Genomic DNA, 22,706 nt, shown 5'->3' with positions numbered 1-22,706 from the left:
CGGAACTTGTCGTCATCGATGCGGGGTACGTTGAAGGCGAAGCTTTGCCGTCATGCTTTTTGCGTCTGCATCTCAGGCGTCGCCAGCCCAAGCTGGATAATGACCATCAAAATTTGGAAATCTCAACGATGCTAAGAACAACACGCCGGAGTAACGGCGACGGGGATCAATCTGCCTCATCGAAGCGGGCGCGCAAGCCTGTGCCGATCGTGGAACGCCCGATTCCAAAGTTCACAGATTGGGTGGATCCCCCCTCTTTTCGCGAAGCGCTCGTCCTCCATCTGGGGCGCTTTTCCGAGAGCTATTATCAACTCCACCGTTCTATTGTTCGGCCCGGGGAGAAATCTGATCGCGCGACCCTGCAATCGTGGGTCGAGGGACGTCGCACACCGCAAAGCACGACCAGCCTTGAGCTGCTAACGCGAATTGAGCGGCGGTACGATTTGCCACTAGGTTACTTCAAATCGAAGCTGCCGAATCCCGCGCGCGCGGCTTCGGGTCTATTGGTGAAGGGGCTACCGAGAGCTGAGCAGCGGCGGCTGGCTTGGCACCTGCCCGATGATTTCAACTCAAGGCCGCTTAAGGAGCAGAAGGAGATCCTGGATTGGGTTCAGAACGTCGTGATCTCCGGCGCCACCGAATATCGCCGCTTTCAGGCGCAAGCCATGAAGCTGCGCTACGCGATCCGGTTTCCTTCTCTGACAGGCAAGCAGATAAAACCGTCGGTTGCGAGCGGTGAGGTTTACGATCTCGATGACCAGGCGGATCATATCGGCGTGGTGGATGCGCTGCCTCATCTGGTGTCGGAACTGACCGAGCTTATCCGTTTCAAGACCGCTACCCTCACCGACATCGGCTTCCAGCGCATTGGGGTTTGGAACGAGGAAACTACGGCCCAGAAGATCGAGCATTTCGGCCTCATGTTCGGCGCCTTGGCGGCCTCACCGTCGGGGGCCGTTCATGGCCATGGCGTGCCGTTCAAGGACATCTCGTTCGCCATGCTCATCTTTCCGCGCGTTTGGGATTGGTATGTCCAGTGGCGTGAGCGGCGGCGCGGCTTCTTCACTCGCTGGGAATGCGACATGCTGCGCAATGCCATGGCGTTGGTCCGTTCCGAGACTGGCTGGCTGCGTCAGCATCCAGAACTCGCTTCACGCCTCGTGCCGGTTGCAGGACTCATATCGGCTGATGACGTCGCAGCTGTGCGTGCCGATTGGCAGGGCGCTTGCGATTTTCTCCATGCACATGCTGGCGCACGTGTGAAGGAAGTGGAGCGGGTGGCGCGGATCCATCGTGATCCGTTCGAGCCGATACTGCCGATTCTCGAGGCCTCCAGTCCGGTGGCGGGATATCTGAAGATTGCCGATGAAATTCTGAAGCTTCGCCCAGACGCGCGGCGGTTTCCGCGTGCAGCCGCGGAAGTGGCTCGCTCCTACCTCCTCATTCGCCTGGGCCTACATCTTGGATTGCGACAGAAGAATTTACGGCAGCTTATGGTCTGCCCGCGCGGGCATCTGCCGCGTTCAGAACGGCAGCTTGAGGCGCAGAAGCGCGGCGAAATTCGCTGGAGTGAGCGCAACCATGGCTGGGAAGTTTTTGTGCCTGCTGTCGCGTTCAAAAATTCCCATTCATCCTTCTTCGCCGGCAAGCCCTTTCGGCTGGTCCTGCCCGATCTCGGCGGCCTCTATGACCATATCAGCGCCTATATCGAGCGGCATCGTCTTGCCTTGCTCAACGGTGCGGAGGACCCTGGAACTTTTTTCGTCAAGACGGTCAAGAGGACCAGCCGGGACGCGTCATACAACCAGAACACGTTCTATGAGGCATGGAGGCTCGTGATCCAGCGCTATGGTGTCTACAATCCTTATACTGGGAGAGGTGCGATCAGGGGATTGTTGCCGCATGGGCCCCACAACGTACGGGACGTTTTAGCCACGCACATCCTCAAGCACACCGGCTCCTACGAACAGGCAAGCTATGCCATCCAGGACACGCCGGAGATGGTAGCCAAGCATTATGGGCGGTTCCTTCCGCAGGACAAGGCGGCGATGGCCGCTCAGATTCTAAACCGGGTATGGGAAGCTGCTTGATGTGAAAAAGTGGGGCCGGCTCAGCCGACCCCAGTAGAGAACTTGGATAAGCCAAGCCTTCGGGTCGCAGAGTGAAACTGCTCGGGATCCTACTGATTCGGATAGGAAGAACGCGACATTGATCACCAATGCTCGTGCGGTCGCAATCCGCCTTCGCCGCGGAACAATCTGCCCACAGGCAGTCCGCCGATCCTGCCGCGCAAACCGGGCTCCTTAGAACAGCCTATCGTATAGATAATTGCCAGCGACGAGGGCGGCAGACCCCGCAAGCAGAGCGAATTCGATCCGCGCAGGCCAAGGATTGCCCTTGGCTACGAGATCATCATGCCGGTCTTTCCAGCGATACCGCTGTCGCATGAACGATGCCTCGGCCAAAAAGCGCCCCGCCGACTGTGATAAGCGGGGCCAGTTGAGAATTGCAAAAAAGGGCGCCCTTTGGGGACGCCCTTCTTCGTCAGCTCAGCCGACGCTTAGTAGCGCCAGGAGATGCCGAGCGAGAGCTTGTTGTTGTCGACCCGAATTCCGTTCGTGTCGAGATCGCGATTGAGGCCGGCGCTGCCATAGTCCTCGATCAGATACTCAACCCGGATCGAGGTCTGAGCGCCGATGCGCGTTTCGAGCCCAGCGCCATAAACGAGAGCGTCCTGGGTGTCCTTCGCGGTGTAGGCATCAACGCCGTCGTAGTAGCTCAGCTTGAACTTGGTCGACTGCCAGCCGCCCTTGGCATAAAGGCCGGTGCTCTCAGCGAGCATGAAGCCCAGACGAGCGCTAGCGCCGAAGGATTCACGAGCGCGGACTTTCCCGCTGATGCTGTCGGTGCCGTCATCGAGGCTCACCGATGAGCTTGCGCCCGAATAGTTGGCATTCGCCTCAACGCCGAAGAAGACGTTGTTCGTCAGGGCGTAATCATAGCCGACATAGAGGCCGCCACCGACGCCATTCGCGCTGATGCCGTCCAGATCGAGGTCAGCGAAGCCGAGGTCGGTGCCTTCGGCCTTCACTTCATAGGCATCACGGCTGATCTGCGCGCCGATATACGGGCCGGAAAAGGTTTCTGCGTGAGCGGAAGAGGCACCGGCGACGACGGCCAGCGCAGCGACTGCAAGCTTGTTCAATTGATCCCCCTTGGGTTGTTCGCGATATCTTATCGTTACGGTTGCGACCCGAAGGGGCATCTAGAAGTCGCTCAAGAATGGGTCAACCCTCTGAACTGCTGCCGGAATGTGACGACGCCCGCTTCCCTACCGTCCGCACCCGATGCTTAAGGATCAGAGGCCGATCAACGTCGCGACCTCAATTGGGGATTGCGACCAACTGTTTCCGTTTAAGCGCTGTTAACTTGGTTTGCCTAGCCTAACGGTACCAAAGGCCAAGGCTCGGATGAACAGATGCGACAGCGCGAGCAGATGCTCTCAACAATCCGTTTAAAGAACGGAAAACGGGATGTTCGGTATGATCAAGCATGACGAGCTTCTTCAAAAGCATTTCATTTTCGCTGGCACGTTCGAGATGAGTGAGCGTGCCTCCCCTTTCATGCGCAATCGACCGCGGGATATTTCTGCAGAAAATTGGAAGATGGAGTGCGGAGAGAGCCACGACGTGCGCGTGCCGAAGAACATAGATCCTTGCCCGGATGCGGCCGTCTACTGTTGGGTGGCTCGGGCCGACGCGACTGTAACCGGAACGATCAAATATGTTGGCAAGGCTGGGAAAGGTGTCCGGAAACGGCATGGACAGCATCAGAACGGTTTCACCGGAAGCAGCGCGGGCCTCAAAAACGCTAGGCTGCTCCGCGCCGCTTTCCGTGATGGCTATCAGGTTGAGTTGTGGTTCCGCAAAGCAACCAAGGCGGAGGTTTTTGGCCTTGGCGTCACACTTCAAAGCGTTGAGGAAGAAGCGCTCATCGAACATCTTCAACCGGAATGGAATGTGAACGGTTGTCGGAAGTTTGACGGCACTCTGCTGTAGGCTTTTCTCATTTTAATTTTATTGTTGGAGTAAACGCATGTCCAAAATTTGCGCGCCAGATTCGAAATGGGTCGATGACGCAAGACTAGACGACCGGGTTTATTTATCGGCCATCACGGCGGGAATCTACGTGATGATATCCGAAGGCGATCCGGGCCTTTGTAGGTCCGGTGTCATTGGGGTCAAAGGCATGACCAACGATGCGTGGAGACGCTTGCAGCAATTGAAGCGCGGGTCGATCAAGCACGAATGCCCATGGCGTTTTTTGTTCCTTGCTCCCCTGCCGAGAGATTTGGGGCCGGATCTTCGCCAGGCTGAGATATATTTGCAGAAGGCGCTGGCGGCAGAATTCGATGTCGGACGCAAGGATCAGTTCCGCACGACGGATTTCGATAGGGTTCGGAAGGTCGCGGGGCAGGCTACATGCGCGTTCTTGGCGAGCATGGAGCGTGGGAGTACAGCCGAACTGGAAACGGCTCTCGCCAACTATGTCGATGCGACCGCAAAGGGCGCGCCGCGCCACACCGATGAGCGGCACGATGTTCTGAACGCCCTACGCATGTGCATCGACGGGCCGTTGGCGGCGCAATTGCTGGCAGCGGTTCGGTAATGGTATAAGTCTTAGAGCATCAAATCCGGCTTGGCCGTAAAGGGGGGATATGAACAACCGGCAGATTACCGATCGCGCGGACTTGGCTCAGTTCATTGCTGCCTCTGGCGGCGGCCCCCATTACGTTTATTTGCTGCGTGTACCAGATGGAGAGTTAATGCATGGGGGCTTAGGCACACCCTTTTATGTTGGAATCGGGCAAGGAGGGCGTTTGTTCGCTCACGAAGAAGAAGCCCGCGATCCGGCGCGTTCGGGTGCCAAGGTCGAGGCCATCCGGTCGATATGGGCCAAAGGCGGCGAGGTTGTTCGCACTATCGACAGCGTACACATGGTCGAGCCTTGGAGCCGGGAGGAGGAGTTGATCAACTCCATCGGTCGTCTAGCTGAAGGTACAGGCCCGCTGACGAACGCCCAGACCTATGCTCCCTCACGCAAGCTTGATGGCATCGAGCATCGTAAGTATGCGGCTGATCATACGGAATCCGGCGACGCGAACGCCATCCCTGCGAAGTTTAAACTGCGTTATACCCGGTTGATGGCAGGTCCAAGAGAGCCGCTGTCTCGGACGAGCGTTTTCGGGAAGATATACACGGTTGCCGAAGCCAATCCTGGCGTCACGGGAGAGGAACTGGTTCTGTTGCTGAGCGCCCTAGATTTCACGGGCAACAAGTCGGCATACACCCAGGGAGGACAAGTCTCTTCATCATGGTTGGTAGGCTATATCGAAGGCGGATATTTTCGCAGTGATCGCCTTCATCTACAGGATTTCAAGCAACAGTGATCGCGACGGCGTGCATGGCGGCGCTGCGCGAGCGCCTGTCGGCCGATGCTGCGCTGGCCGACATGCCGGGCAAGGTGCTATATAGCTCGGCCTCAACCCTCGGTCCGTTTCCGATATATTTTCTTGGGACAAACCCTGGTGGTGCGCTGCCGAGTACCCTGCGTGAGTCCCTCGACGACAGCACGAACGGGTTTAACGAGTATCTAGACGTTTCCTGGGAAGGCCGACCACCTGGGCAGGCTAAGCTTCAAAAACAGGTGACTCGATTCTTGGCAGGGCTCGGTTTTGAGCCGCGCGACGTTCCTGCCAGCAATATCGTGATGACCCGATCGACCGGAATAACGACACACCAAGATATGGACGGCGACGCTCGACGATGCTGGCCGCTTCATCAAATCATATTGGAAAGCGTTCAACCTCGGGCGATTCTCGCGTTCGGAAGTGGCCTTGAAAAGTCAGCGTTCGCCTATCTTCGTGCATTCCTTGAACCCAGCGAGGTTGAGAGCATTCCGGCTGAGCAGCCCGGCTTTACCTGCCATGCCTTCAAAGCCAGCTTGGGGACGAATAGCATCACCGTCGTGGTTGTACCCCATCTGACGCGATACTCGCCTTACAAAAAGTCGACCATCATGGAATGGGTCAAGGCAAGGCTAGCCTAACCGAATGATCGCTTTCAGCTATGCTGATCGTGGTTCCGAAGGCTTGACCGGAGCCGCACAAATCACTTCGCGACCAGATTCATGCTTTATAACCTTCTTCGCCCAGCATGGCACCCTGCGGTCCGGCCACTGAGCAATCTCAGATTCCGGATAGCCGTTGGCCAAAAGCCAGCCGTTCACGTCGTTGCCGAAGGACTGATCGAATTTCTTGGGGAACCCCCAGGCGTGGCCACCTGGCGGATCTAGAAAAACGTCGAAGCCCTCCTGCGGCGCGGAATCATCAGCCATCTGCAAATAATAGAGAAGGCCATCGTGCCCTTCAAGCTTTCCACCAAGCTCCCGGCTAAGGGCCGGGAGCCTCGCTCTCGCGTGCGCTGTGCTCGCAGGACTCTTATGGCTCCAATCAGACCGCGTGTGTTCCGAAGAGCAGGGCTCGGTCAGCGAAGGGACAGCACACGGCGTTCATGAGCAGGCAGCAAAGCGCCATGCACAGTCGTTCGACGCCCAAATCCCATTACCCACAGCGGACCGTCAGCTATTTTGCGAAGAGCCTGTTTGGAAATACCCCTTGACGAATCGGCACCGGCTCGCGGCTCACAAACGGGAATTCTATCAATTAGACCATTGATACTGAACAAGGAATCGTGCCTATATGAATAATATGCGAAGGGTGGGCCGTTTCAAGGTAACTTAAGGGGAATAAGATGATCGAGCATCGCGTATGGTGCCCTGCTGGCTATCAACAAAGCAGCATCGCAGGGCAACGGATTGCTATCGCGGGCCACTCACACACGTCCGATGAACCGGATCATGCCGCAATGACTGAGAATTGTCTGAAGAACGTGATTTCAGGTGATTATGACGATCTACAATTTTTCAATCGAGTACCTGGATATTTCGGATACCAGGATCTGGCGGTTTTCTGGAATTCCGTGCTCTTCTTCAATTTCGTTCCCAGTATCGTTGGCGCCCGCTCGGAATGGAGCAATAATGGCACCAAAGAGCAGAACGAGGCGGGGCGCGCCCGGGTTCTGCGAATCCTCGACGAGTATCAACCGGACAAGCTATTTGTGTTCACAATAAAGGGCTGGGAACAGTTCCCTCCGACACTGGAAAGTCAGAAGATACGTCCGCTGGTCGAACCTTTGAACTGGCACACCTATCAGACTGCCAGTGGCCAAGAGGTCAAGGCCATTGGCCTACCCCATCCTGATCGAGCAAAGAAGGCAACGCAGATCGAAAGGGTGAAAGCGCTGATGGCCTCCTAACGATCGGACATGGGCCGAGCGACATAGTGTGAATCGGATCGCACTATGTGGGGATGGCCGCCGATGGCGAACAGTTCCGCTATGTCAGAAATGATTGCGGCCTTCTGCAGCCTTCGATCCGCATAGACTATGAATTGCTCCGTGCGGCGGTCGAACACGACGCGACCGCGTGGATGTTCCTCATACTCAGATGAGACAATTTCTATCGGCAAACCTATCCGCTTTAAGGCGGCCGTCCCGGCGGCGCGCCAGGCTTCCCAGATTTCATAATGTCCAGTTGGATGGGTCAGGAAATCGCCGTATTCATCTGCGTCATTGAGGCTGACGACATGGCTGACCAGTTTCGGCCCGTTGGAGGTCGGTACACGCCAGAATATCCCGACACAGGGGCCTTCTGGGTTATACGCATCTGATTTCGGCTGTGCGTTCGACATCGAAAATTCCATACCTGTCATATGTCTCGGATCGCGCACCTATATGCGATCGTGCCCGTGACACAGGGCCAGCTTTTGGGGTGGCATCATTAGGAAGGCAAGACTCGCATTTTCCAAGCGTGCATGGGCGTGAAAAATTGATGATTAAGGAATGACCAGTCTGGAAGTCCTTGTTTGCCATTGTAGCCTTCCTCATAAGGGCCTGTAAGACAGAGCAGCCAAACATGGTCGATGGCGCCGCGGCAGGTTCACCGGCGGCGGGGATGGCAGCTTTGCCGAGTCGCCAGCCTCTAACCCGCTATTCTCGAATCGGCCAGATTAAGCCGATCAGCGGGCGGCGTCGGGCTAATGGTCTGAATGGAAGACCGGGCCGATGCGCGGCATTCAGACACGGCGGTCGAAGACGGAATGGCCTTTTCTGAGCCGGTAGAGAAGGGAGGGGCGATTGGCCCCGGGTTCGCGACGCTTTTCTCCGGTTTCTTCCAGAAAACCTCGTTCGATCACCTTCCTCCGAAAGGCGTCGATGTTTAGCTTTTCATCCAGGACAATTTCATAGACGTCGTGTAATTCCGCCAAGGTGAACGTCGGCCCCAGGAAACGTGCTGGCAGATCGGAATAGGCGCCCTTGCCCCGCAGGCGCGCGACCGCGGCAGCAAGGATGCTGTCATGGTCGAAGGGCATCCCCTCGGCCACTTCCACTGGCTTGAGTTCCAGTCCCTCGATCTTCAACGCAGGCTCCAGTCGTTCGCGGGGGGATAATGAAAAATAGGCGACGCTGGCCGACCATCCCCGTGGATCGCGATCCGCGCCGGAGAAAGTTGAGAGCTGTTCGACATAGAGATCGGTCAGTCCCGCCTTCGTGCTGAGCACCCGTCGCGCCGTATCGCCCAAATGGCTGTCCTCACCGACATGGACATAGCCGCCAATCAAGGCCTGGCGCTCGGCGAAAGGTTCGGCGCCACGTCGCGCGCGCAGCACGCACAATCGGTCTTCGCTCAATGTGAGCGGAACGATGTCAACGGTCAGGATCGGCTTTTCGAACGACGGGATCATAAACTGCATCTTGCATCTTATCTAATAAAATGCAAAATGACGTTTATTGAGTCGATGAGGAGATTGACCATGGGACATGGAAATTGGAGCGCCCGCGATTGGGAGGCCTATGCAGCCCGTTCGGTTCATGGGCGCAGCCGCAGCGAGCTTTTCGGCGCCCGGGGCATGGATGCAGCCTATGATCCGATGCGGATCGGCATTCGGGAATCGCGCGACAGCGCCGACAATCCGGATTCCACGCCGATCATCATCGGGGTCGATGTAACCGGATCGATGGGCATGCTGGCGGAAGAGCTGGTTGTGCGCGGACTGAACGAAACGTTCACGATGTTGATGGATCGCAGGCCGGTCAGCGATCCTCATGTCATGGCGATGGCGATCGGGGATGCCTATTGCGACAGGGCGCCGCTGCAGGTCACGCAATTCGAGGCGGACCTGCGCATCGTCGAGCAGCTGCGCCAGCTCTGGCTGGAAGGCGGCGGTGGCGGCAATGAGGGGGAGAGCTATTGCCTCGCCCATGTCTTCGCCGGCCTCAAGACCGAGCACGACGCCATGGAGAAGCGCCGCCGCAAAGGTTTCCTGTTCACGGTCGGCGACGAACCCGTGTTGGACGGTGTTGAGCGTGATCAATTGGCTCGAGTGCTGGGCATCGATGCGCAGCGGGGTGTGTCGGGCCGCGAAGCGGTGAAGCTGGCAAGCGCGGGCTATGAAGTCTTTCACATCATCGTCGATGGAAGCTACGCGGCGCGCAACATGCGGAAGGTGCGGGCATCGTGGGAGGCGATCCTTCCCGAACGGGTCATCCATCTGAAGGACCCGGCGCGGCTTGCTGAAACGATCGTTGCCACGATTGAATTTGCGAGCGGTCGTCACGCAAGGGCCACGAGCGGTCTTGCCAGCTTATTGCCTGAACCGCTGCGGCGCCTTCCCTGGGCCGGGCTGGGGAGGATTTGAGATGCGCGCCTACGCCGTGATCGGCGCGAATTATGGTGATGAGGGCAAGGGGCGGACGGTCGACTGGCTGGCTGCTTCCCTTGGCCCAGATGTCGTCGTAGTGCGCAGCAATGGTGGCGCGCAGGCAGGCCATACCGTGGTGACGGGCGGGCGGCGTCATGTGTTTCATCATTTCGGTTCGGCAACGCTGCGGCAGGGACGTACGCATCTGTCACGCTTCATGGTTTCGCATCCCATCCTCTTTGCCGATGAACGGGAGACGTTGATCGGTTTCGGCGACCCGCCCCAGGTCACGGCGGATCCGCGCGGTTGGGTAACGACCCCGTGGGACATGATGGTCAATCAGGCGGTGGAACTGGCGCGCGGCGGACGCCGGCATGGTAGCTGTGGCCTTGGTTTTGGAGAGACGGTAGGGCGCTCCGAGCAGACTTCCTGCGCGCTGACAGTTGCAGATCTTTGTAGGCCTGATCTTGCGGGTAAGTTGCGGGCAATCCGGGATGAATGGTTGCCTGTGCGCTGCGCGGAACTCGGCATCGACCTGAACGCTGGCCCGCTGGCATTTGCGGCGGCAGATGCATTGCTTGAGCGCTTCGTGGAGCAGTGCCGGGCTTTTTCGGAACGGGTTGTGCTGCAGTCCGATGCCGATCTGCCCAGGAGGGGGCCGATCATCTTTGAAGCAGCGCAGGGCTTACTTCTCGACCAGGGTGCAGCTGGTTTCCCCTTCGTCACGCGCTCCAGTACGGGCCTTGCCAACATCACTGCGATCGCCACAGAGGCGGAGATTGGGGAGCTTGAAGCGATCTACGTCACCCGCTGCTATCTCACCCGTCATGGACGTGGAGGGATGGAGGATGAAAGGTCGATTGATCACTGGTTCAGCGTAGATGATGCAACCAACCTTCCCAATCCTTGGCAGGAAACCTTGCGCTTCGGCCTTCTCGATCCGGCTCGTCTCGGCCGCCGTATCGCGGCTGACCTGGCCGTGGCCGGTGATACCATGGCCGTCACGCCGTCACTTGCGATCACCTGTCTGGATCAGGCCAGGGATGATCGCTTGGGGTGGATCGACGGCGCTGAGGTGCGAGGCGGGCCAGTGCGAGAGATGATGGCGGAGCTTGAGATGGCTACCCGCCTTCCGTGGACCGCTGAATTTTGGACTCCAAGCAACGAATGAAGTCAAAAGTTCAATCATCCGCGTTGCCAGTGCCGCGATTAAGACGATTGTCGAGGATCTGTGGATGCTGGCGCCCAGTGCAATAGATGGCCATCGACTGTGACCGGAAATGTCGCATCTGACTAGCAAAGGCGAAAGAAAAGGAGCGTCTATGAAAAAGCCGGTGAGCGTCGCCAGTCTGAGCGAATTTGGAAGGGTGCGGCTGTCAAAGTCGTTTTTCATGCGCGACTTTTTGTTCTCGGACATCGCGGCGATCCATGGCCTTTCAAACGTTCCGGATGATCCCGATCTCGCTATCACCGCGGGCAGCCGTCTCTGTCAGGATCTGCTTGAGCCGCTACAGGACCGCTTCGGACGAATCGCCATACGCTCGGCATTCCGTTCCTGCGAAGTCAACGGACTTGGCTCTGAGATGATGAATGCCGGTAAAGCGGACTATAACTGCGCTTCCAACGAACGGAACTACGCCAGTCATATTTGGGATCGGAAGCGCGACGGTATGATGGGGGCGACGGCCTGTATCATTGTTCCGTCCTTTTGGGATGCCTTCCAGGAGGAGGGCGATTGGCAGAAGCTTGCATGGTGGATCCATGATCATCTGCCTTACTCCAGTCTCTACTTCTTTCCCAAATACTGGGCTTTCAACATATCCTGGTTTGAGCAACCAGCCAGAACGATCCACAGCTACACCAGTCCGAAAGGCTGTCTGACGAAGCCCGGAATGGAAAATCATGTCGGCACACATGAGCATGAATGGGCGGGCATAGAAAAAGCGATGAATTCTGTAGCGGCGCGCTGACCGCGTCATTTGGTGCATGTGCCGCGCGCCAGGAGAGGGGCGGTGCTTTCAGTCGATCAGAGGTTGTCGTCGATCATGCCGATGATCGGGAAAACTTGCTTGATCTGGCCGTGGGGAATCGATGCCGTCGCTTGTTCGCGATATTGCCTTAGCTCGATAAGGTTGCGATCGCGGGCTAGCAGTCGACCCGCGATCCACAATGAGCGCCCTGATTCATCTCGCAGCTGGACCAGCACGTCCGTATTGATCGATGCCGGTTTGATGCGGTCAAATAGCACTCGCTCGCCGGCTCTGAATCGCGGTTCCATAGCTTCGCCAGGGATATACATGACAAGGTAGCGATCGGTGTCGCCCAGCCCGAAAGGTGCTACCATATAGGCAACTGGACGAGAAAGATCGGCCTCCCAGAGTTCAAGCTGCTCAGAAAAAGCTAGGCCACTCTCCTCAGGAAAGTGAACATTCGCCGCGTATACTGGGATTCCGTTCTGCTTCGGAAGCACGGGAAGGGCCGGATCGTCCTTCAGCGTGATGTCGGATGCCGGAGATCGCAGCGGCAATTCATCCGTTTCGCAGATGGAAAATGCATCCGGAAACGTGGCCCTGAGCTTGGCGACGGTTTGTTGGGAGAGCGAATAGCCGACCGTGGGGTTGGGATAGATCCGGGTGAGCGTGGAGGGCGCAAGACCTGAGCGGCGTGCAATCTGGCTTGCTGAAAACCCGGTCTCCTTGATCAGGCAACCGATCAGGCTGCGGGCTCTATCCTGATCCCACTCACCGACAAAAGACATGTGTATGCGCCCGTTTTCCTAGCGCGACAGCCAACCACGACCAGGTGCGGCCGTCGTCCGTCGCGCCTGCATCAATATGCGCTTCGATCACTTCTGCGCAAACTATAATAGCGCAAATTTGCAAGCGCATATTTGCGCAAATACAACAGAAAAATTGCGGCGCGACATGCTGAAGCTTCAATGTTGCGACCATTTTTGTCATTTTTGAGGGCGCGCTTGTGCAAAAAAGGTTTGCACGGCTTTCGGTCTAGACATAGATGTTTGCGCATGTTGCGCACATTTGCGCAACTACAGGTGTGGTGGGGGGAATTCCGGACAACATCAGCGCAAAGCCATTTGCGTACGCGAAAGCACTGGCGCCCGTCGTTTGCCGCTCATCTGCCTGAGAATCGCAGCCAATAGGGGTTTTGAATGAATAAGAAGTCGAGGTTCAACCGGATGCTGCTGTTGTCAGCCTCCATACCAGCGGCGGCTCTGCTCGCAAACGCTGGTGGTGCATTGGCGGCTCCCGCCACAGTGAGCGTGCCGACCGGCGCAGGAACCGGCGCAGCCGTAAACGCCGACATTGCTACGGCCATCACCACGCCAGCCAATCCCGACCTCACGGTGACGATTGCCAGCGGCGCCGATATCAGCGGCGCGAGCGTCGGCTATGATTTCGTTGCGGGAGGCTTTGCGGCGGGTCAGGGTGACGGCGCGGTAAACCTCACCAATGACGGTCGCGTGACCGGCTTGAGCTTCGGCGGAGTGGGGGCGGCAAGTGCCGCTAACAGCTTCACCGCCACCAACAATGGCGAAGTCGTCGGGAGCGTAAGCGCCACGGACTTTGGCGCCGCGGTGTCAGTTACCAACAACGGCTCGGTGGGCGGCAATGTCGTCGGCTCTGGCTTTGGCGACGTCACGCTCGCAAATGGACTGACCGGTGAAGTGGGTGGCAGCCTGATCGGGCAGGCGCTCGACGCCGCCAACGTGTCGATCACCAATGCCGGCACCGTTGATGGCGACCTTGATGGATCGGCCACGACCGGCACCGTCAGCATCTCCAACAGCGGCGATGTTGCAGGCAGCGCGTTTGCCTCGACCAGCGAAGGGGCGGTCTCCCTTACCAACGCCGCGTCGGGCCGTATCAGCGGCGATGTGTCCGTGGGATCCGAGTCCGGCGCGATCACGATCGCCAACAACGGCCAGGTCCTGGGTCAGACTGATGCCTTCAGCCGCAACACGACCTTCACCTCGACCGGTCCGACGACCACGGTTTCGGGCACCACCACCACCACCCAGTCGAGCACTTCGCAGCAGACCGTCGGTGGCGATATCGATGGTACTTATGCGGGCATCAATGGCTCGCTGAACTTCGGTGCTGGCAATGACGGCAGCATCACTCAGCTGAGCGGCACGAATAGCACGGCGACCGTGACGGGCGCCGTCTATGGCGACACCTACTCCGAAGCGTCTGGATCTTCGTACGCGACGCAGAATGTGGCTGTCTCGACCGATTCGCGCGACGCGGCGGGCACCGGCTCGGTCGTGAACAGCAGCAACAACACCTTCAATGTTGCGTCGACCGGCGGCACGAGCACGGTCAACATTTCCGGCACGGTCGCGCCAGGCGATTCGGGCCGCAATGGCGATGTCACCTCCCGCGGCGATACTGCGAGCGCAGTCAATATCAACGGCGGCAAGGTATCGGGCAATGTTTCCTCGACCAGCCAGGGCGTGGCGTTCAACGGGGCATTCACCTCGGAAGACACCGACACCTATGACGCGGGCGTTTTCCAGGGTTCCACCTCGGTAAGCGGCACGCAGTTCAATCAGACGCGGGCAGGCGGAGACGCTTCCGTCTCGCTTCAGGAAAGCAGTCTGGTTAACGGCAATGTGAGCGTTGTGGGCGGTGCCTCTGCTTCGGCAGCAATCGGCTCGGCAGCCAAGGTTGAACAGGATGTGTTCGTCAGCACGGCTGTTCCGAATGGCCCATTCTTCACCGTAGGCGATGCCTCGTCCACGAATTCCAGCACGCGGACGACAGATGCGTCGGGAGACGGCACTCAGGTCGACACGTCGCTGTTCACCGTGTCGGCTCCAGCTGTCGCTGCTGATGCCACGCTCAACAACGCCGGCCGAATCGATGGGGATGCGACCGTTGCAGCGGGCTTCGGCAACGCTACGGCTACCATCACCGGTACTGTTGGCGGTTCGGTGAGCGCCAGCGCGTTCGCGTCCACATCGAGCAGCGGTTCCACCTCGGAATACAGCATTGCCGGCGGCCTCAACACGCTGACGTCGCAAACCTTCGCTGACAGCTTCGCCGATGCTGGTGGCCAGGCCAATGTCGTGATCGACACGGCCGCTGCGCTGCAGGGTAAAGGCGTGCCGAGCGTTGCAGGCAATGTCTTCGCCTCTGGCGTCGGGGGTGCCTCCATCACGGTCGAAGACGGTAGCGTCATCGGTGATGCTGCCACGGGTACGGGCGGCAATCTGTTCGCCAACAGCCTGGGCGAAAGCAGCAGCGATGAGACGGTCACGACCTACGCTGCGGACGGTTTCACGCCCGCCACGGTTGCGTCGACCTTCAGCGCCGCCGCAGTCGGCGGCGCCGCTTCGGTCATCAACAACGGCACCGTTCTTGGCGATGCTGAAGTTCAGGGGCTGACGTCCGCTTCGCTCGTTAACAATGGCGATTTGGGCACCGGGGGCAATCTGTTCAGCGTTTCGGCTCTGGATGCAGACAGCACTGTCACGTTGACCGACACCAACCCGACCAATGTTGGCATCCGTACCCTCGCTGCGACGGTTGCCGCGATGCCGGTGGGCGGCAACGCCAGCTTCACCAACAGCGGCAACGCCTTTGGCGATGTCGAACTGGAAGGTTTGACGGGCTCATTCACCAACAATGGCATCCTGACTGGTACGACGACGCTTGGCGGCTCGGTGTTCAGCGGATCGGCCACGGTCGATGCGACGATCAACACCACCAACGTCACTGTGACTCCGGTTGCTGCATCGCAGACCTATACGGTTGACCAGAACGGCGTATCGGGCGGATTCGCTGTAACGGGTGCGGTTTCCACGCAGAGCGAGGTGGCGTCCGCGCTGTCTTCGCTGCTTTCGCCAGCGGTGCCACTCGATGCCTCGCAGGTCGATCCGGCTGCGTTTAACCTGACCGTGGGTGGCGAGGCTGCCGTCAAGACCGCCGACATCAAGGCGGCGATCAACCTGAACAACGGCTCGATCACGCTTGGCGATATTGATGCACAGCGTGACGACAGTGGGGCCTTCCTCACCGACACGACCGTCAACCTGAATGGCAGCGGTTTCCTGGGCGCGAGCGAACTCCGTTCGGCTACCTCGACCTCGCCTGCCAACTTCACGCCGGCCGCCACGCTGCCGGAAGAAGCTGAAGGCCTGTTCGGCCCGACCGCCGTCCGCGTGCTGGGCGTCAACACGGTCAACAAGGCCGGTGCGGGCACCTTCGTCTTGACGGGTGCCGAATATGTTCCGGCTGACGGCTCGACGCCCGCAGGCTGGACGATGGATGTCGGCAATCTCAACGTGCAGGCTGGCGAGCTCCAGTTGGACGTTGCCGGTTCGGACGATGCTGTCTTCGGCATCAAGGGCAACATCAACAATGATGCCACCCTTGTCCTGGGCCGTCGTGCACCGACCTTCATTCAGTCGGTTGGCAACAGCATCGTCACGCCGGGTCCCGAAGCCATCAAGGGCATCGAGATCTATCAGCAGGGCAACTACACCCAGACTGCCAACGGCACGACGGTTGTGGGTGTCAATCCCTCGCTGGTCCGCTTTGGCACCCTGTCCGTCAACGATGGCGGCGCAGCACCCGAAGTGCTGGGTCCGATCACCGGTGGGGTCAGTGTTCCCTACTTCACCACCCCGACCAATGCCGGTGTCTTTTCGATCCCGTCGTCGGTCACTGTGGACGGTAACCTGAACCTGGCCGGTAAGGTCGCGGTGACGGTGTCGAAGGATAGCCTCTATTCGACGGGCGACGGCTATACGCTGTTCACCTATACCGGTACCGGCAATGTCACTGCCACCGCGGCACCGACGCTCGCCTCGCAGTTCGTCACCTTCGGTCTGAAGCATGATGCGACCGCCAAGACCGTTTCGATCGAGGCGACCCGAAAGAGCTACGCCACGGGCGCAACCAATCCCAATGCCGCTTCGGCAGCCGTGGGTCTGGACAGCGCGCTGGCTGACGTCATTGCTCGGGTGAAGACGGACGCTGCTGGCGGCAATGGCTTTGCTTCGGTTACGGAGATCGCCAATGCGCAGGACATCGCCAACATCGCTGCTGGTCTCGACTGGCGCTTGAACAGCGCACAGGCGGCGCAGGTCTTCAACGAGCTTTCCTCGGCGGAGATCTATGGTTCGCTGGCCGCGGTCGATCAGAACGCGGTGTTCAATACCACCGTCAACCGTCTGGCCGCGCGCCGCGGTTATGGTGAGGCGCTGGGCACCCAGATCTGGTTCAACCCGTCGGCGAACTTCGCCAAGACGGGCGGCACCAAGTCGGGTGCGTCGAAGATCAAGACCAACAGCTATGGTGGTGCCTTCGGTCTCGACGTGGCCTATCAGGAAGACGGCGCCTTCGGCATCGGCTTTGGCTATGGCCAGCACGACGTTACCGCGCAGGGCTCGCCGGAAAAGGCGCAGGTTCGTACCTATACGATCGGTGCCTATGCGACCCAGGGCTTCGGTCCGTTCTACGGCAGCTTCCAGGCGGCTTACGGCTTCTCCAAGTTTGAAGTCGAACGCGACCTGGCGATCCTGGCTCGCACCATCGAAGGCGACTTCAAGGGCAAGCAGTTGGATGCCAGCCTTGAGTTGGGCTATGACTTCACCGCCGGTAGCGGTCTGGTCGTGACTCCTTACGGCAAGCTGGCGCTGCGTCGCTGGTCGATGAATGGCTTCACCGAAGAAGGTGGTGCTGGCATCGGACTGAAGGTGGATCACGCCTCCAAGACCGTCTTCTCGCCCGTTCTGGGTGTGAAGGCCGGGGCTCTGCTCGGTGATGTCGATGGGATCGCCTATCGTCCCTATGCGAAGGTTCAGTACAGCTTCCAGGGCAGCATCGGCAGCGATCGCACGGTCCAGTATCTTGGCGGCGGCGACGCCTTCCGCCTGAAGGGTGTGGATCCGGACGGTAACGGGCTGATCGAACTGGGCGTGGATGCCTCGGTCAATAAGCGCGTCAACCTGTTCCTCTCGGGCGGTTACGGCTTCGGCGGCCACAATAGCCTCGGGCAGGTCCGCGCTGGCATTAGTTTCGGCTTCTGACATAACCAGTAGCAATGGAAGGGCGCGGCGGTTTCGGCGCGCCCTTTCGTTTGCTTGCCCGCCTTGCTCTCGGGCGCGCGGGGTGGACGATAGCTACGTCGATCGCTGCACTGGAACGTGGAAGAATTCTGCTGCGTCCAAATCTGTCGCGTGACTTATTCACACCCCAACGAGAAATATTGGCGCAGAATCAACGAGTAAACAGAACGTGAACAACTTTGGAACAGGCACAGAACCTCTCAAGACGATTGCGGGTCTGATTATGGAGAGGCTTGCCCATTACGGGGTTCAGACTTTGACTAACGGGAGCGGCGCACTATGCTTTTTCACGCCCGCTCCCGGTCATGTCGGTCGCCCCTGGGTGGCAGGTGAATACGCACAAGGACTGGAAGACGGCGCAACACGGGAGTTGCAGCAGCTCGTGAGGGCCTCGCCGATGCTTGCCCGGGCCATCGTGGAGGAGCTTAAGGTTTCAGGACTGCCCTCGGCCTCCGACTGAACAGCGTCTCTTGGCTCTCACGTGCCAGTCGCATAGCTGCGTATGTACGGGGGAGGCTTCCCTTCTCAGAGACTTTTCGGGCTCTCCGCGCATGATCAGAAAATCTGCATTTGTGATGCCTACCGGAAATGCTTTAACTTATAGGCAGTTAAATCGATGTAGATGAGAGGCAGAGACGACGGCTCAAGCGGGTCGACGCGTTTGGTCAAGGATTGCGCATCAATATGAACAAGATCCCGGTAGCTGCACTTTCGGAGGGACACATCGTCGCGCTGGCAGGAGATCGCTTTGTTGATCCGCGGAGTGATGTTGATGAGCTTGCGACGCATGTGACCGTGGTAGGTTATCATGCCGGAATTCCTACAGCGCACGATGAGCACCGAGCGTTTAAGCTCATCGGCGATTGGAGCGATGTTGCGGCAGAGGAGGATGTCCCTGAGCAGGCCTGCACAATGTTGCTCGTCACGCCGGCGCCTTCGTCGAAATTGCTCGTAGCTTATTTTCCTGATGACCAACATGAAGTATCGGTGGATTGGGATCATGATGACGGATTTGAATGATTTTCGCACCGGATGATCCGGGTCCGATAGCGCCTGACGACGCCTTGGATGTGCGGGTCCTAAAGGTTTTCGACGGCGACGGCTTCCTAGCAAATGTTTGGCACCCACTGCGAGAGGCATGGGTGGAGCGCATCCCTTTCCGGTTCGCGTTCATAGATGCACCAGAAATGGAACAGCCCTTCGGGCCCGAAGCCCGCGACTTTCTGCTCGGGCTGGTAGGTGGCAAAAAGCTTCGTTTGCTTCCGATTGGCAAGGAATCGACGGGCGGCGTACCTATCGACCCGTATAAACGCCTCCTCTGCATGGCATATTTAACGGAGCAGATGGATCCCGGAAGGGTGGAATATTATCATGAGGGTAAGCGGGGATCTGGCTTGGTGACGAGACCCCGGTGCGTTACCCGCAATATCGAGCTGGAGATGATCGTAAACGGTTGGGCCTGGGTCACAGAGCAATATGCGTTCGATCGCGAACCGGAATATTTCAATGCACAGGACGATGCCAGGCGGAACTGGCGCGGATTATGGGTGAGCAACAATCCCGATCCGCCGTGGAACTTTAAGCGTCGCCAGAAGCATCGAATGCGGCAAGCGGAGGGGCAGGGGCGACTGATTTAGAGCAGTGCCTCGCTTTCCATATCATCAGACGTTCAGTTCAAGTTGATCCCATTCAATGCCGGCAGCCTTCAGCCGCGCAAAAGGGTCAGCATTCTCGTCGTCGAACGATCAACCTTCTGGCATACGCACTTTCAGACCGAGCTCGAAGTCGAGACTGTTGATTGCCACTGAGCAAGACAGGTTTCAGCCCAGACGGCATGATCTTCCCTGTATCGGCCGCCATCGTCCGCGATCAGCGCAGCTACGACGCGGTGCTGGAAAGCTTCTCAAGACCCCTGTTAAGCGCGATCGAATGGGGCTGGACCAGCGAGCGCGAGATCGCGGTCCGCAGCGACACTGCGCTGCTCTATCGCTTCTTCGACGCTACCTCTCTCGCCGAATATCTCTATGACCGCGTGGTCGATACCGTCCGTACGGATCTGCGCGAAGAACTGGCCTTCTTGCCGATGTTTGACCGTGCGATGGAAGGGGTCCGCGCAATCGTCGATATGCCGGACCGCCGCGCCGCGTTGCTGATCCGCCTGATGCTTCAGAATGGCGACGCCTTTCCAACAGCAAGCGCGGTCAGTTCGACGAACTGACCGATGCCGAAATTGCCGCGATGGAGCTGGCGGTGCAGGGGGCGCTGGCCGGAGCGGCGGACATATGAGGTCGATTGCACCATGCCCGGGTGGCCGTGAACGATCACGACAATCTAGCGGCGATCATCAATGAAATGGAGCGTCGGCACATGGAATATTAGAACCGTGCTGGGGAGGAAACACCGATACCCAGCGAGCATACGCCGAGTCGGCGAGATGAGGTGATAGGCAAAGTGCGGTCCGCCACCCATGTGCTAACAGCGCATGGGAGCCTTGTGCTACTCGCCCGGGAAAATGACCTTGATAGAGGCGTCAGGAGCTAGGTCGGGATAGTCCTTCTGCTCGAAAGCCCAAGTGCGGATGAACTCGACCACCGTCTTCCGAGCGTGGGGCCGCGCGAAATCCTTGGCCTTTTGACTGGTCGCGATTTTCTCGAGGTCGCTGCTAATCCGTTTAAGTACACGATCCTTGGTACTCATGGGCAGCGCAAACCAGCATTTTTCATTGGCAGTGTTCGCAAGGGAGTTCGTGTCAATGGCCACCGGCAGCGAAGGTTCAAGCTCCGGAACGCGGGCGATCAGTTGGCCCTTGCTGGCGCGGATTGTCCATCGTTCGCCTAACTTCATGCGATAGGTGATTTTGTATTTGGCAGCCCAAACCGATTTTTCGCGACACCAAGGTATACGTTGGCCGAGTATCGTTGGATCGGTTTCATCCGAGAACGCTTTGGTTCCAGTCGTGCTCGCGACTTCCAGCAAGCCGCCCCTGACGCGAATGACCACCGGGAAATCAATGTCGGCTGAACGGTCGGACCCTGGGACCGGTTTACCTTCGAAAACGGAAGGCAGCTGTTCCTTGAGCAGCAGCACAATCAAAACCACCGCCAGCACGGCGAAGGCTAATCTTCTAGTAAATCCCATGTGATCCCTCTGCTTTGTTCTGTCCCGACCTGTGCAGCATGTTGAACTGACACGCAAATATCTTCGATCAATGAACTGAAAGAAGCTTACGTTCCATCGTTGCGGCGACGGCGCTGTCTTGGTCGGCTGGGTCGAATAGATGGCCTCTATGTTGAACATCTCCTAGGCCGCGTTGACAAAGTTTGGCAGCCATTTTCGTATGGCAGCGAGGTTGAGGAAGCTGGCGAATGACAAGGCGGTTTTGTCGTATCGTGTGGCGATGCGGCGGAACTGCTTGAGATGGCCGAACATGCGTTCGATGCGGTTGCGGTCGCGATAACGCCGGAAGTCGCAGGGGATGGGCTCGCGACGGTTCGCCTTGGGCGGGATGATCGGCAGTATGCCGCGCATCAGCAGATTTTCGCGAACAGCATCGCCATCATACCCTTTGTCGGTGAGCAGGGCCTTGGGCTTGGTGACAGGGATCGCCATCAGGGCATCAACGGCTCCATAGTCGGAGGCTTCTCCGCCGGTCAGGACGAAGCCGAGAGGGCGTCCCTGATTGTCACAGCGGGCGTGGACCTTGCACGTAAAGCCGCCGCGTGATCGACCAAAAGCCTGCGCAAAAGCCCCCCTTTTCCGCCCACCGCCGAAACATGGCCGCGAACTGTGGTGCTGTCGATCATGTGCTGCCAGTCATCCGTCATTCCCAATTCGACCAGCGTCGCAAGGATCGCATCCCACACGCCTTGCTCGGCCCAGCGCCGGAAGCGCACATAGACCGAGTTCCAAAGGCCATAGCGTTCATGCATGTCGCGCCACGGACAGCCGACCCGCAACACGTGCAGCATGCCGTTGAGAAAGCGCCGATTATCATGAGCCGGGCGGGATTTGCGGCCACGCTCCGATGGCAGCAGGCCCGCGATCACTTCCCATTCCTCGTCTGTCAGGTCACCCCGAGCCATAGCCACTCCCGCAAAGAGCAGCTTTGAATCAGAAGTCAGCCTGTTTGGGAATCCGGAGGTTTCTGTGAGGTCGCGCGGTGCTGAGCGTACCTCTTGGCGCGCTGCGCGACCTCATTGAAGCCCGATTGAGCGCACTCGCTGACTGGGCAGGTGCTATGGGATTAGTGGCTGCGGCGCCGCTCGTGATGGCGGGGCGTTGCGATTGTTGCGCCTGGACCTTGCTCCGCAGATCGAGGAGGGAGACAGGCTCGTGCCGCCTGAAGACGATACGGGCAGCCGTTGCGCGTGGGCCGCGGGAGAGCGGCAGGCCTTGTGACGTCGCTCCAGACGGCAGATGGCTGTGGCGTTCCTTGCGCCAGCTGGCTGCTTTGCCGTGGTGCTGTCATGATCAGGATCGAGGGAATAGCGCTGGCTCATGGCGCGGCCGGGGGTCCGCGCGCGCGCCAAGTGGCATCGCGCGGCATGGTCGCGACGATCCGCAACGCCCCGCCGCAGCATGGACAGACGGTCGGGTCGAAATTGTGGCGCTTGGGATGGGGCAAGACCGGGTCGAGGTCGGACACCGGCAGCGCTGTCGCCAGCAGGGTACGGATGGTCGCCAGCCGGGCGCGGCGGCAGCCATTGGCGAGGAAGCCGTAATGACGGATGCGATGGAAACCGTCAGGCAGGCTGTGGAGCAGGAAGCGGCGGATAAACTCGTCGGCGGCCA

General features: G+C 58.8%; 19 protein-coding genes and 2 pseudogenes. 13 read left to right on the top strand and 8 right to left on the bottom strand.

Annotated elements, in window-relative coordinates; genetic code table 11:
* The first annotated feature begins 59 nt into the window (after positions 1–59).
* Positions 60–2,090, top strand: a complete 2,031-nt coding sequence (locus A8G00_RS16225; RefSeq protein WP_253258018.1) for a hypothetical protein — start codon at positions 60–62, stop codon at positions 2,088–2,090.
* A gap of 470 nt (positions 2,091–2,560) precedes the next feature.
* On the opposite strand, the gene A8G00_RS16220 is transcribed toward A8G00_RS16225, so the two are convergent.
* Entirely contained in the window at positions 2,561–3,205 is a 645-nt protein-coding gene (locus A8G00_RS16220) for an outer membrane protein (RefSeq protein WP_172451878.1), read from the bottom strand.
* A gap of 328 nt (positions 3,206–3,533) precedes the next feature.
* Between A8G00_RS16220 and A8G00_RS16215 the strand changes: the two genes are divergently transcribed.
* Genes A8G00_RS16215 through A8G00_RS16200 form a run of 4 tightly spaced genes read left to right on the top strand, consistent with a single transcriptional unit; the run spans position 3,534 to position 6,108 of the window.
* On the top strand, positions 3,534–4,058 hold the full coding sequence (locus A8G00_RS16215; RefSeq protein ID WP_103001146.1) for a hypothetical protein: 525 nt from the start codon (positions 3,534–3,536) through the stop codon (positions 4,056–4,058).
* A gap of 37 nt (positions 4,059–4,095) precedes the next feature.
* The gene (locus tag A8G00_RS16210; RefSeq protein WP_103001145.1) at positions 4,096–4,668 is read left to right on the top strand and encodes a hypothetical protein; all 573 of its coding nucleotides are present in this window, start codon (positions 4,096–4,098) and stop codon (positions 4,666–4,668) included.
* Between the two features lie 49 nt (positions 4,669–4,717).
* Positions 4,718–5,449, top strand: a complete 732-nt coding sequence (locus A8G00_RS16205) for a GIY-YIG nuclease family protein (RefSeq protein WP_103001144.1) — start codon at positions 4,718–4,720, stop codon at positions 5,447–5,449.
* Between the two features lie 14 nt (positions 5,450–5,463).
* Positions 5,464–6,108, top strand: coding sequence for a hypothetical protein (locus A8G00_RS16200; protein ID WP_103001201.1), 645 nt, complete (start codon positions 5,464–5,466; stop codon positions 6,106–6,108).
* A gap of 18 nt (positions 6,109–6,126) precedes the next feature.
* Here the strand turns inward: A8G00_RS16200 and A8G00_RS24840 are convergent, their stop codons facing one another.
* Entirely contained in the window at positions 6,127–6,396 is a 270-nt protein-coding gene (locus A8G00_RS24840; RefSeq protein ID WP_146032604.1) for a hypothetical protein, read from the bottom strand.
* A gap of 416 nt (positions 6,397–6,812) precedes the next feature.
* Between A8G00_RS24840 and A8G00_RS16195 the strand changes: the two genes are divergently transcribed.
* Positions 6,813–7,376 carry a hypothetical protein gene (locus A8G00_RS16195; protein ID WP_146032603.1) on the top strand — a complete coding sequence of 188 codons (564 nt, stop codon included), beginning with the start codon at positions 6,813–6,815 and terminating at the stop codon, positions 7,374–7,376.
* On the opposite strand, the gene A8G00_RS16190 is transcribed toward A8G00_RS16195, so the two are convergent.
* Positions 7,373–7,810 (bottom strand): hypothetical protein, encoded by a 438-nt coding sequence (locus A8G00_RS16190; RefSeq protein WP_103001200.1) that lies wholly within the window; start codon positions 7,808–7,810, stop codon positions 7,373–7,375. The two genes, A8G00_RS16195 and A8G00_RS16190, sit on opposite strands and share 4 nt — an antisense overlap.
* A 384-nt stretch (positions 7,811–8,194) precedes the next feature.
* Positions 8,195–8,701: a hypothetical protein gene (locus A8G00_RS16185; RefSeq protein ID WP_216365626.1), complete on the bottom strand. Its 507-nt coding sequence runs from the start codon at positions 8,699–8,701 to the stop codon at positions 8,195–8,197.
* Here A8G00_RS16185 and A8G00_RS16180 point away from each other — a divergent pair, their 5' ends adjacent.
* The 3 genes from A8G00_RS16180 (at position 8,702) to A8G00_RS16170 (ending at position 11,790) form a co-directional block, all read left to right on the top strand.
* Complete coding sequence (locus A8G00_RS16180; protein ID WP_216365625.1) at positions 8,702–9,817, top strand: hypothetical protein; 1,116 nt, start codon at positions 8,702–8,704, stop codon at positions 9,815–9,817.
* Between the two features lies 1 nt (position 9,818).
* Positions 9,819–10,991, top strand: coding sequence for an adenylosuccinate synthetase (locus tag A8G00_RS16175; RefSeq protein ID WP_103001140.1), 1,173 nt, complete (start codon positions 9,819–9,821; stop codon positions 10,989–10,991).
* A 151-nt stretch (positions 10,992–11,142) separates the two neighbouring features.
* Positions 11,143–11,790: a hypothetical protein gene (locus A8G00_RS16170; RefSeq protein WP_103001139.1), complete on the top strand. Its 648-nt coding sequence runs from the start codon at positions 11,143–11,145 to the stop codon at positions 11,788–11,790.
* A gap of 56 nt (positions 11,791–11,846) precedes the next feature.
* Here A8G00_RS16170 and A8G00_RS16165 read toward each other — a convergent pair whose 3' ends face one another.
* Positions 11,847–12,578 carry a hypothetical protein gene (locus tag A8G00_RS16165; RefSeq protein ID WP_103001138.1) on the bottom strand — a complete coding sequence of 244 codons (732 nt, stop codon included), beginning with the start codon at positions 12,576–12,578 and terminating at the stop codon, positions 11,847–11,849.
* Between the two features lie 411 nt (positions 12,579–12,989).
* Here A8G00_RS16165 and A8G00_RS16160 point away from each other — a divergent pair, with 411 nt between their 5' ends.
* From A8G00_RS16160 to A8G00_RS16140, 4 genes are all read left to right on the top strand, one after another.
* Positions 12,990–17,876, top strand: a complete 4,887-nt coding sequence (locus tag A8G00_RS16160; protein WP_146032602.1) for an autotransporter domain-containing protein — start codon at positions 12,990–12,992, stop codon at positions 17,874–17,876.
* A 723-nt stretch (positions 17,877–18,599) separates the two neighbouring features.
* Complete coding sequence (locus tag A8G00_RS24835; RefSeq protein WP_146032601.1) at positions 18,600–18,935, top strand: hypothetical protein; 336 nt, start codon at positions 18,600–18,602, stop codon at positions 18,933–18,935.
* The gene (locus A8G00_RS16145; RefSeq protein ID WP_103001134.1) at positions 18,932–19,552 is read left to right on the top strand and encodes a thermonuclease family protein; all 621 of its coding nucleotides are present in this window, start codon (positions 18,932–18,934) and stop codon (positions 19,550–19,552) included. The genes A8G00_RS24835 and A8G00_RS16145 overlap by 4 nt, the downstream gene beginning before the upstream one ends.
* Before the next feature lie 197 nt (positions 19,553–19,749).
* The gene (locus tag A8G00_RS16140; RefSeq protein ID WP_103001133.1) at positions 19,750–20,133 is read left to right on the top strand and encodes a hypothetical protein; all 384 of its coding nucleotides are present in this window, start codon (positions 19,750–19,752) and stop codon (positions 20,131–20,133) included.
* 278 nt (positions 20,134–20,411) lie between these two features.
* Here A8G00_RS16140 and A8G00_RS16135 read toward each other — a convergent pair whose 3' ends face one another.
* The 3 genes and pseudogenes from A8G00_RS16135 to A8G00_RS25495 form a co-directional block, all read right to left on the bottom strand.
* Positions 20,412–21,053, bottom strand: a complete 642-nt coding sequence (locus A8G00_RS16135; protein ID WP_103001132.1) for a hypothetical protein — start codon at positions 21,051–21,053, stop codon at positions 20,412–20,414.
* A gap of 162 nt (positions 21,054–21,215) precedes the next feature.
* Positions 21,216–21,997, bottom strand: a pseudogene (locus tag A8G00_RS16130) (IS5 family transposase).
* A 575-nt stretch (positions 21,998–22,572) separates the two neighbouring features.
* Positions 22,573–22,706, bottom strand: a pseudogene (locus A8G00_RS25495) (transposase); the annotation flags it as partial.

The sequence above is a fragment of the Sphingobium sp. SA916 genome (assembly GCF_002894065.1).
GTDB lineage: Bacteria > Pseudomonadota > Alphaproteobacteria > Sphingomonadales > Sphingomonadaceae > Sphingobium > Sphingobium fuliginis.
Note: the sequence above shows the minus strand (reverse complement) of the source record. Positions and strands in the feature narration are given on the sequence as shown.

What these genes read in the sequence shown, in the direction of transcription:
- A8G00_RS16215 (WP_103001146.1), top strand. Translation starts at nt 3,534, where the DNA reads ATGTTCGGTATGATCAAGCATGACGAGCTTCTTCAAAAGCATTTCATT.
- A8G00_RS16210 (WP_103001145.1), top strand. Translation starts at nt 4,096, where the DNA reads ATGTCCAAAATTTGCGCGCCAGATTCGAAATGGGTCGATGACGCAAGA.
- A8G00_RS16205 (WP_103001144.1), top strand. Translation starts at nt 4,718, where the DNA reads ATGAACAACCGGCAGATTACCGATCGCGCGGACTTGGCTCAGTTCATT.
- A8G00_RS16200 (WP_103001201.1), top strand. Translation starts at nt 5,464, where the DNA reads ATGGCGGCGCTGCGCGAGCGCCTGTCGGCCGATGCTGCGCTGGCCGAC.
- A8G00_RS24840 (WP_146032604.1), bottom strand. Translation starts at nt 6,396, where the DNA reads ATGGCTGATGATTCCGCGCCGCAGGAGGGCTTCGACGTTTTTCTAGAT.
- A8G00_RS16195 (WP_146032603.1), top strand. Translation starts at nt 6,813, where the DNA reads ATGATCGAGCATCGCGTATGGTGCCCTGCTGGCTATCAACAAAGCAGC.
- A8G00_RS16190 (WP_103001200.1), bottom strand. Translation starts at nt 7,810, where the DNA reads ATGTCGAACGCACAGCCGAAATCAGATGCGTATAACCCAGAAGGCCCC.
- A8G00_RS16180 (WP_216365625.1), top strand. Translation starts at nt 8,702, where the DNA reads ATGGCTGTCCTCACCGACATGGACATAGCCGCCAATCAAGGCCTGGCG.
- A8G00_RS16175 (WP_103001140.1), top strand. Translation starts at nt 9,819, where the DNA reads ATGCGCGCCTACGCCGTGATCGGCGCGAATTATGGTGATGAGGGCAAG.
- A8G00_RS16170 (WP_103001139.1), top strand. Translation starts at nt 11,143, where the DNA reads ATGAAAAAGCCGGTGAGCGTCGCCAGTCTGAGCGAATTTGGAAGGGTG.
- A8G00_RS16165 (WP_103001138.1), bottom strand. Translation starts at nt 12,578, where the DNA reads ATGTCTTTTGTCGGTGAGTGGGATCAGGATAGAGCCCGCAGCCTGATC.
- A8G00_RS16160 (WP_146032602.1), top strand. Translation starts at nt 12,990, where the DNA reads ATGAATAAGAAGTCGAGGTTCAACCGGATGCTGCTGTTGTCAGCCTCC.
- A8G00_RS24835 (WP_146032601.1), top strand. Translation starts at nt 18,600, where the DNA reads ATGAACAAGATCCCGGTAGCTGCACTTTCGGAGGGACACATCGTCGCG.
- A8G00_RS16145 (WP_103001134.1), top strand. Translation starts at nt 18,932, where the DNA reads ATGATTTTCGCACCGGATGATCCGGGTCCGATAGCGCCTGACGACGCC.
- A8G00_RS16140 (WP_103001133.1), top strand. Translation starts at nt 19,750, where the DNA reads ATGATCTTCCCTGTATCGGCCGCCATCGTCCGCGATCAGCGCAGCTAC.
- A8G00_RS16135 (WP_103001132.1), bottom strand. Translation starts at nt 21,053, where the DNA reads ATGGGATTTACTAGAAGATTAGCCTTCGCCGTGCTGGCGGTGGTTTTG.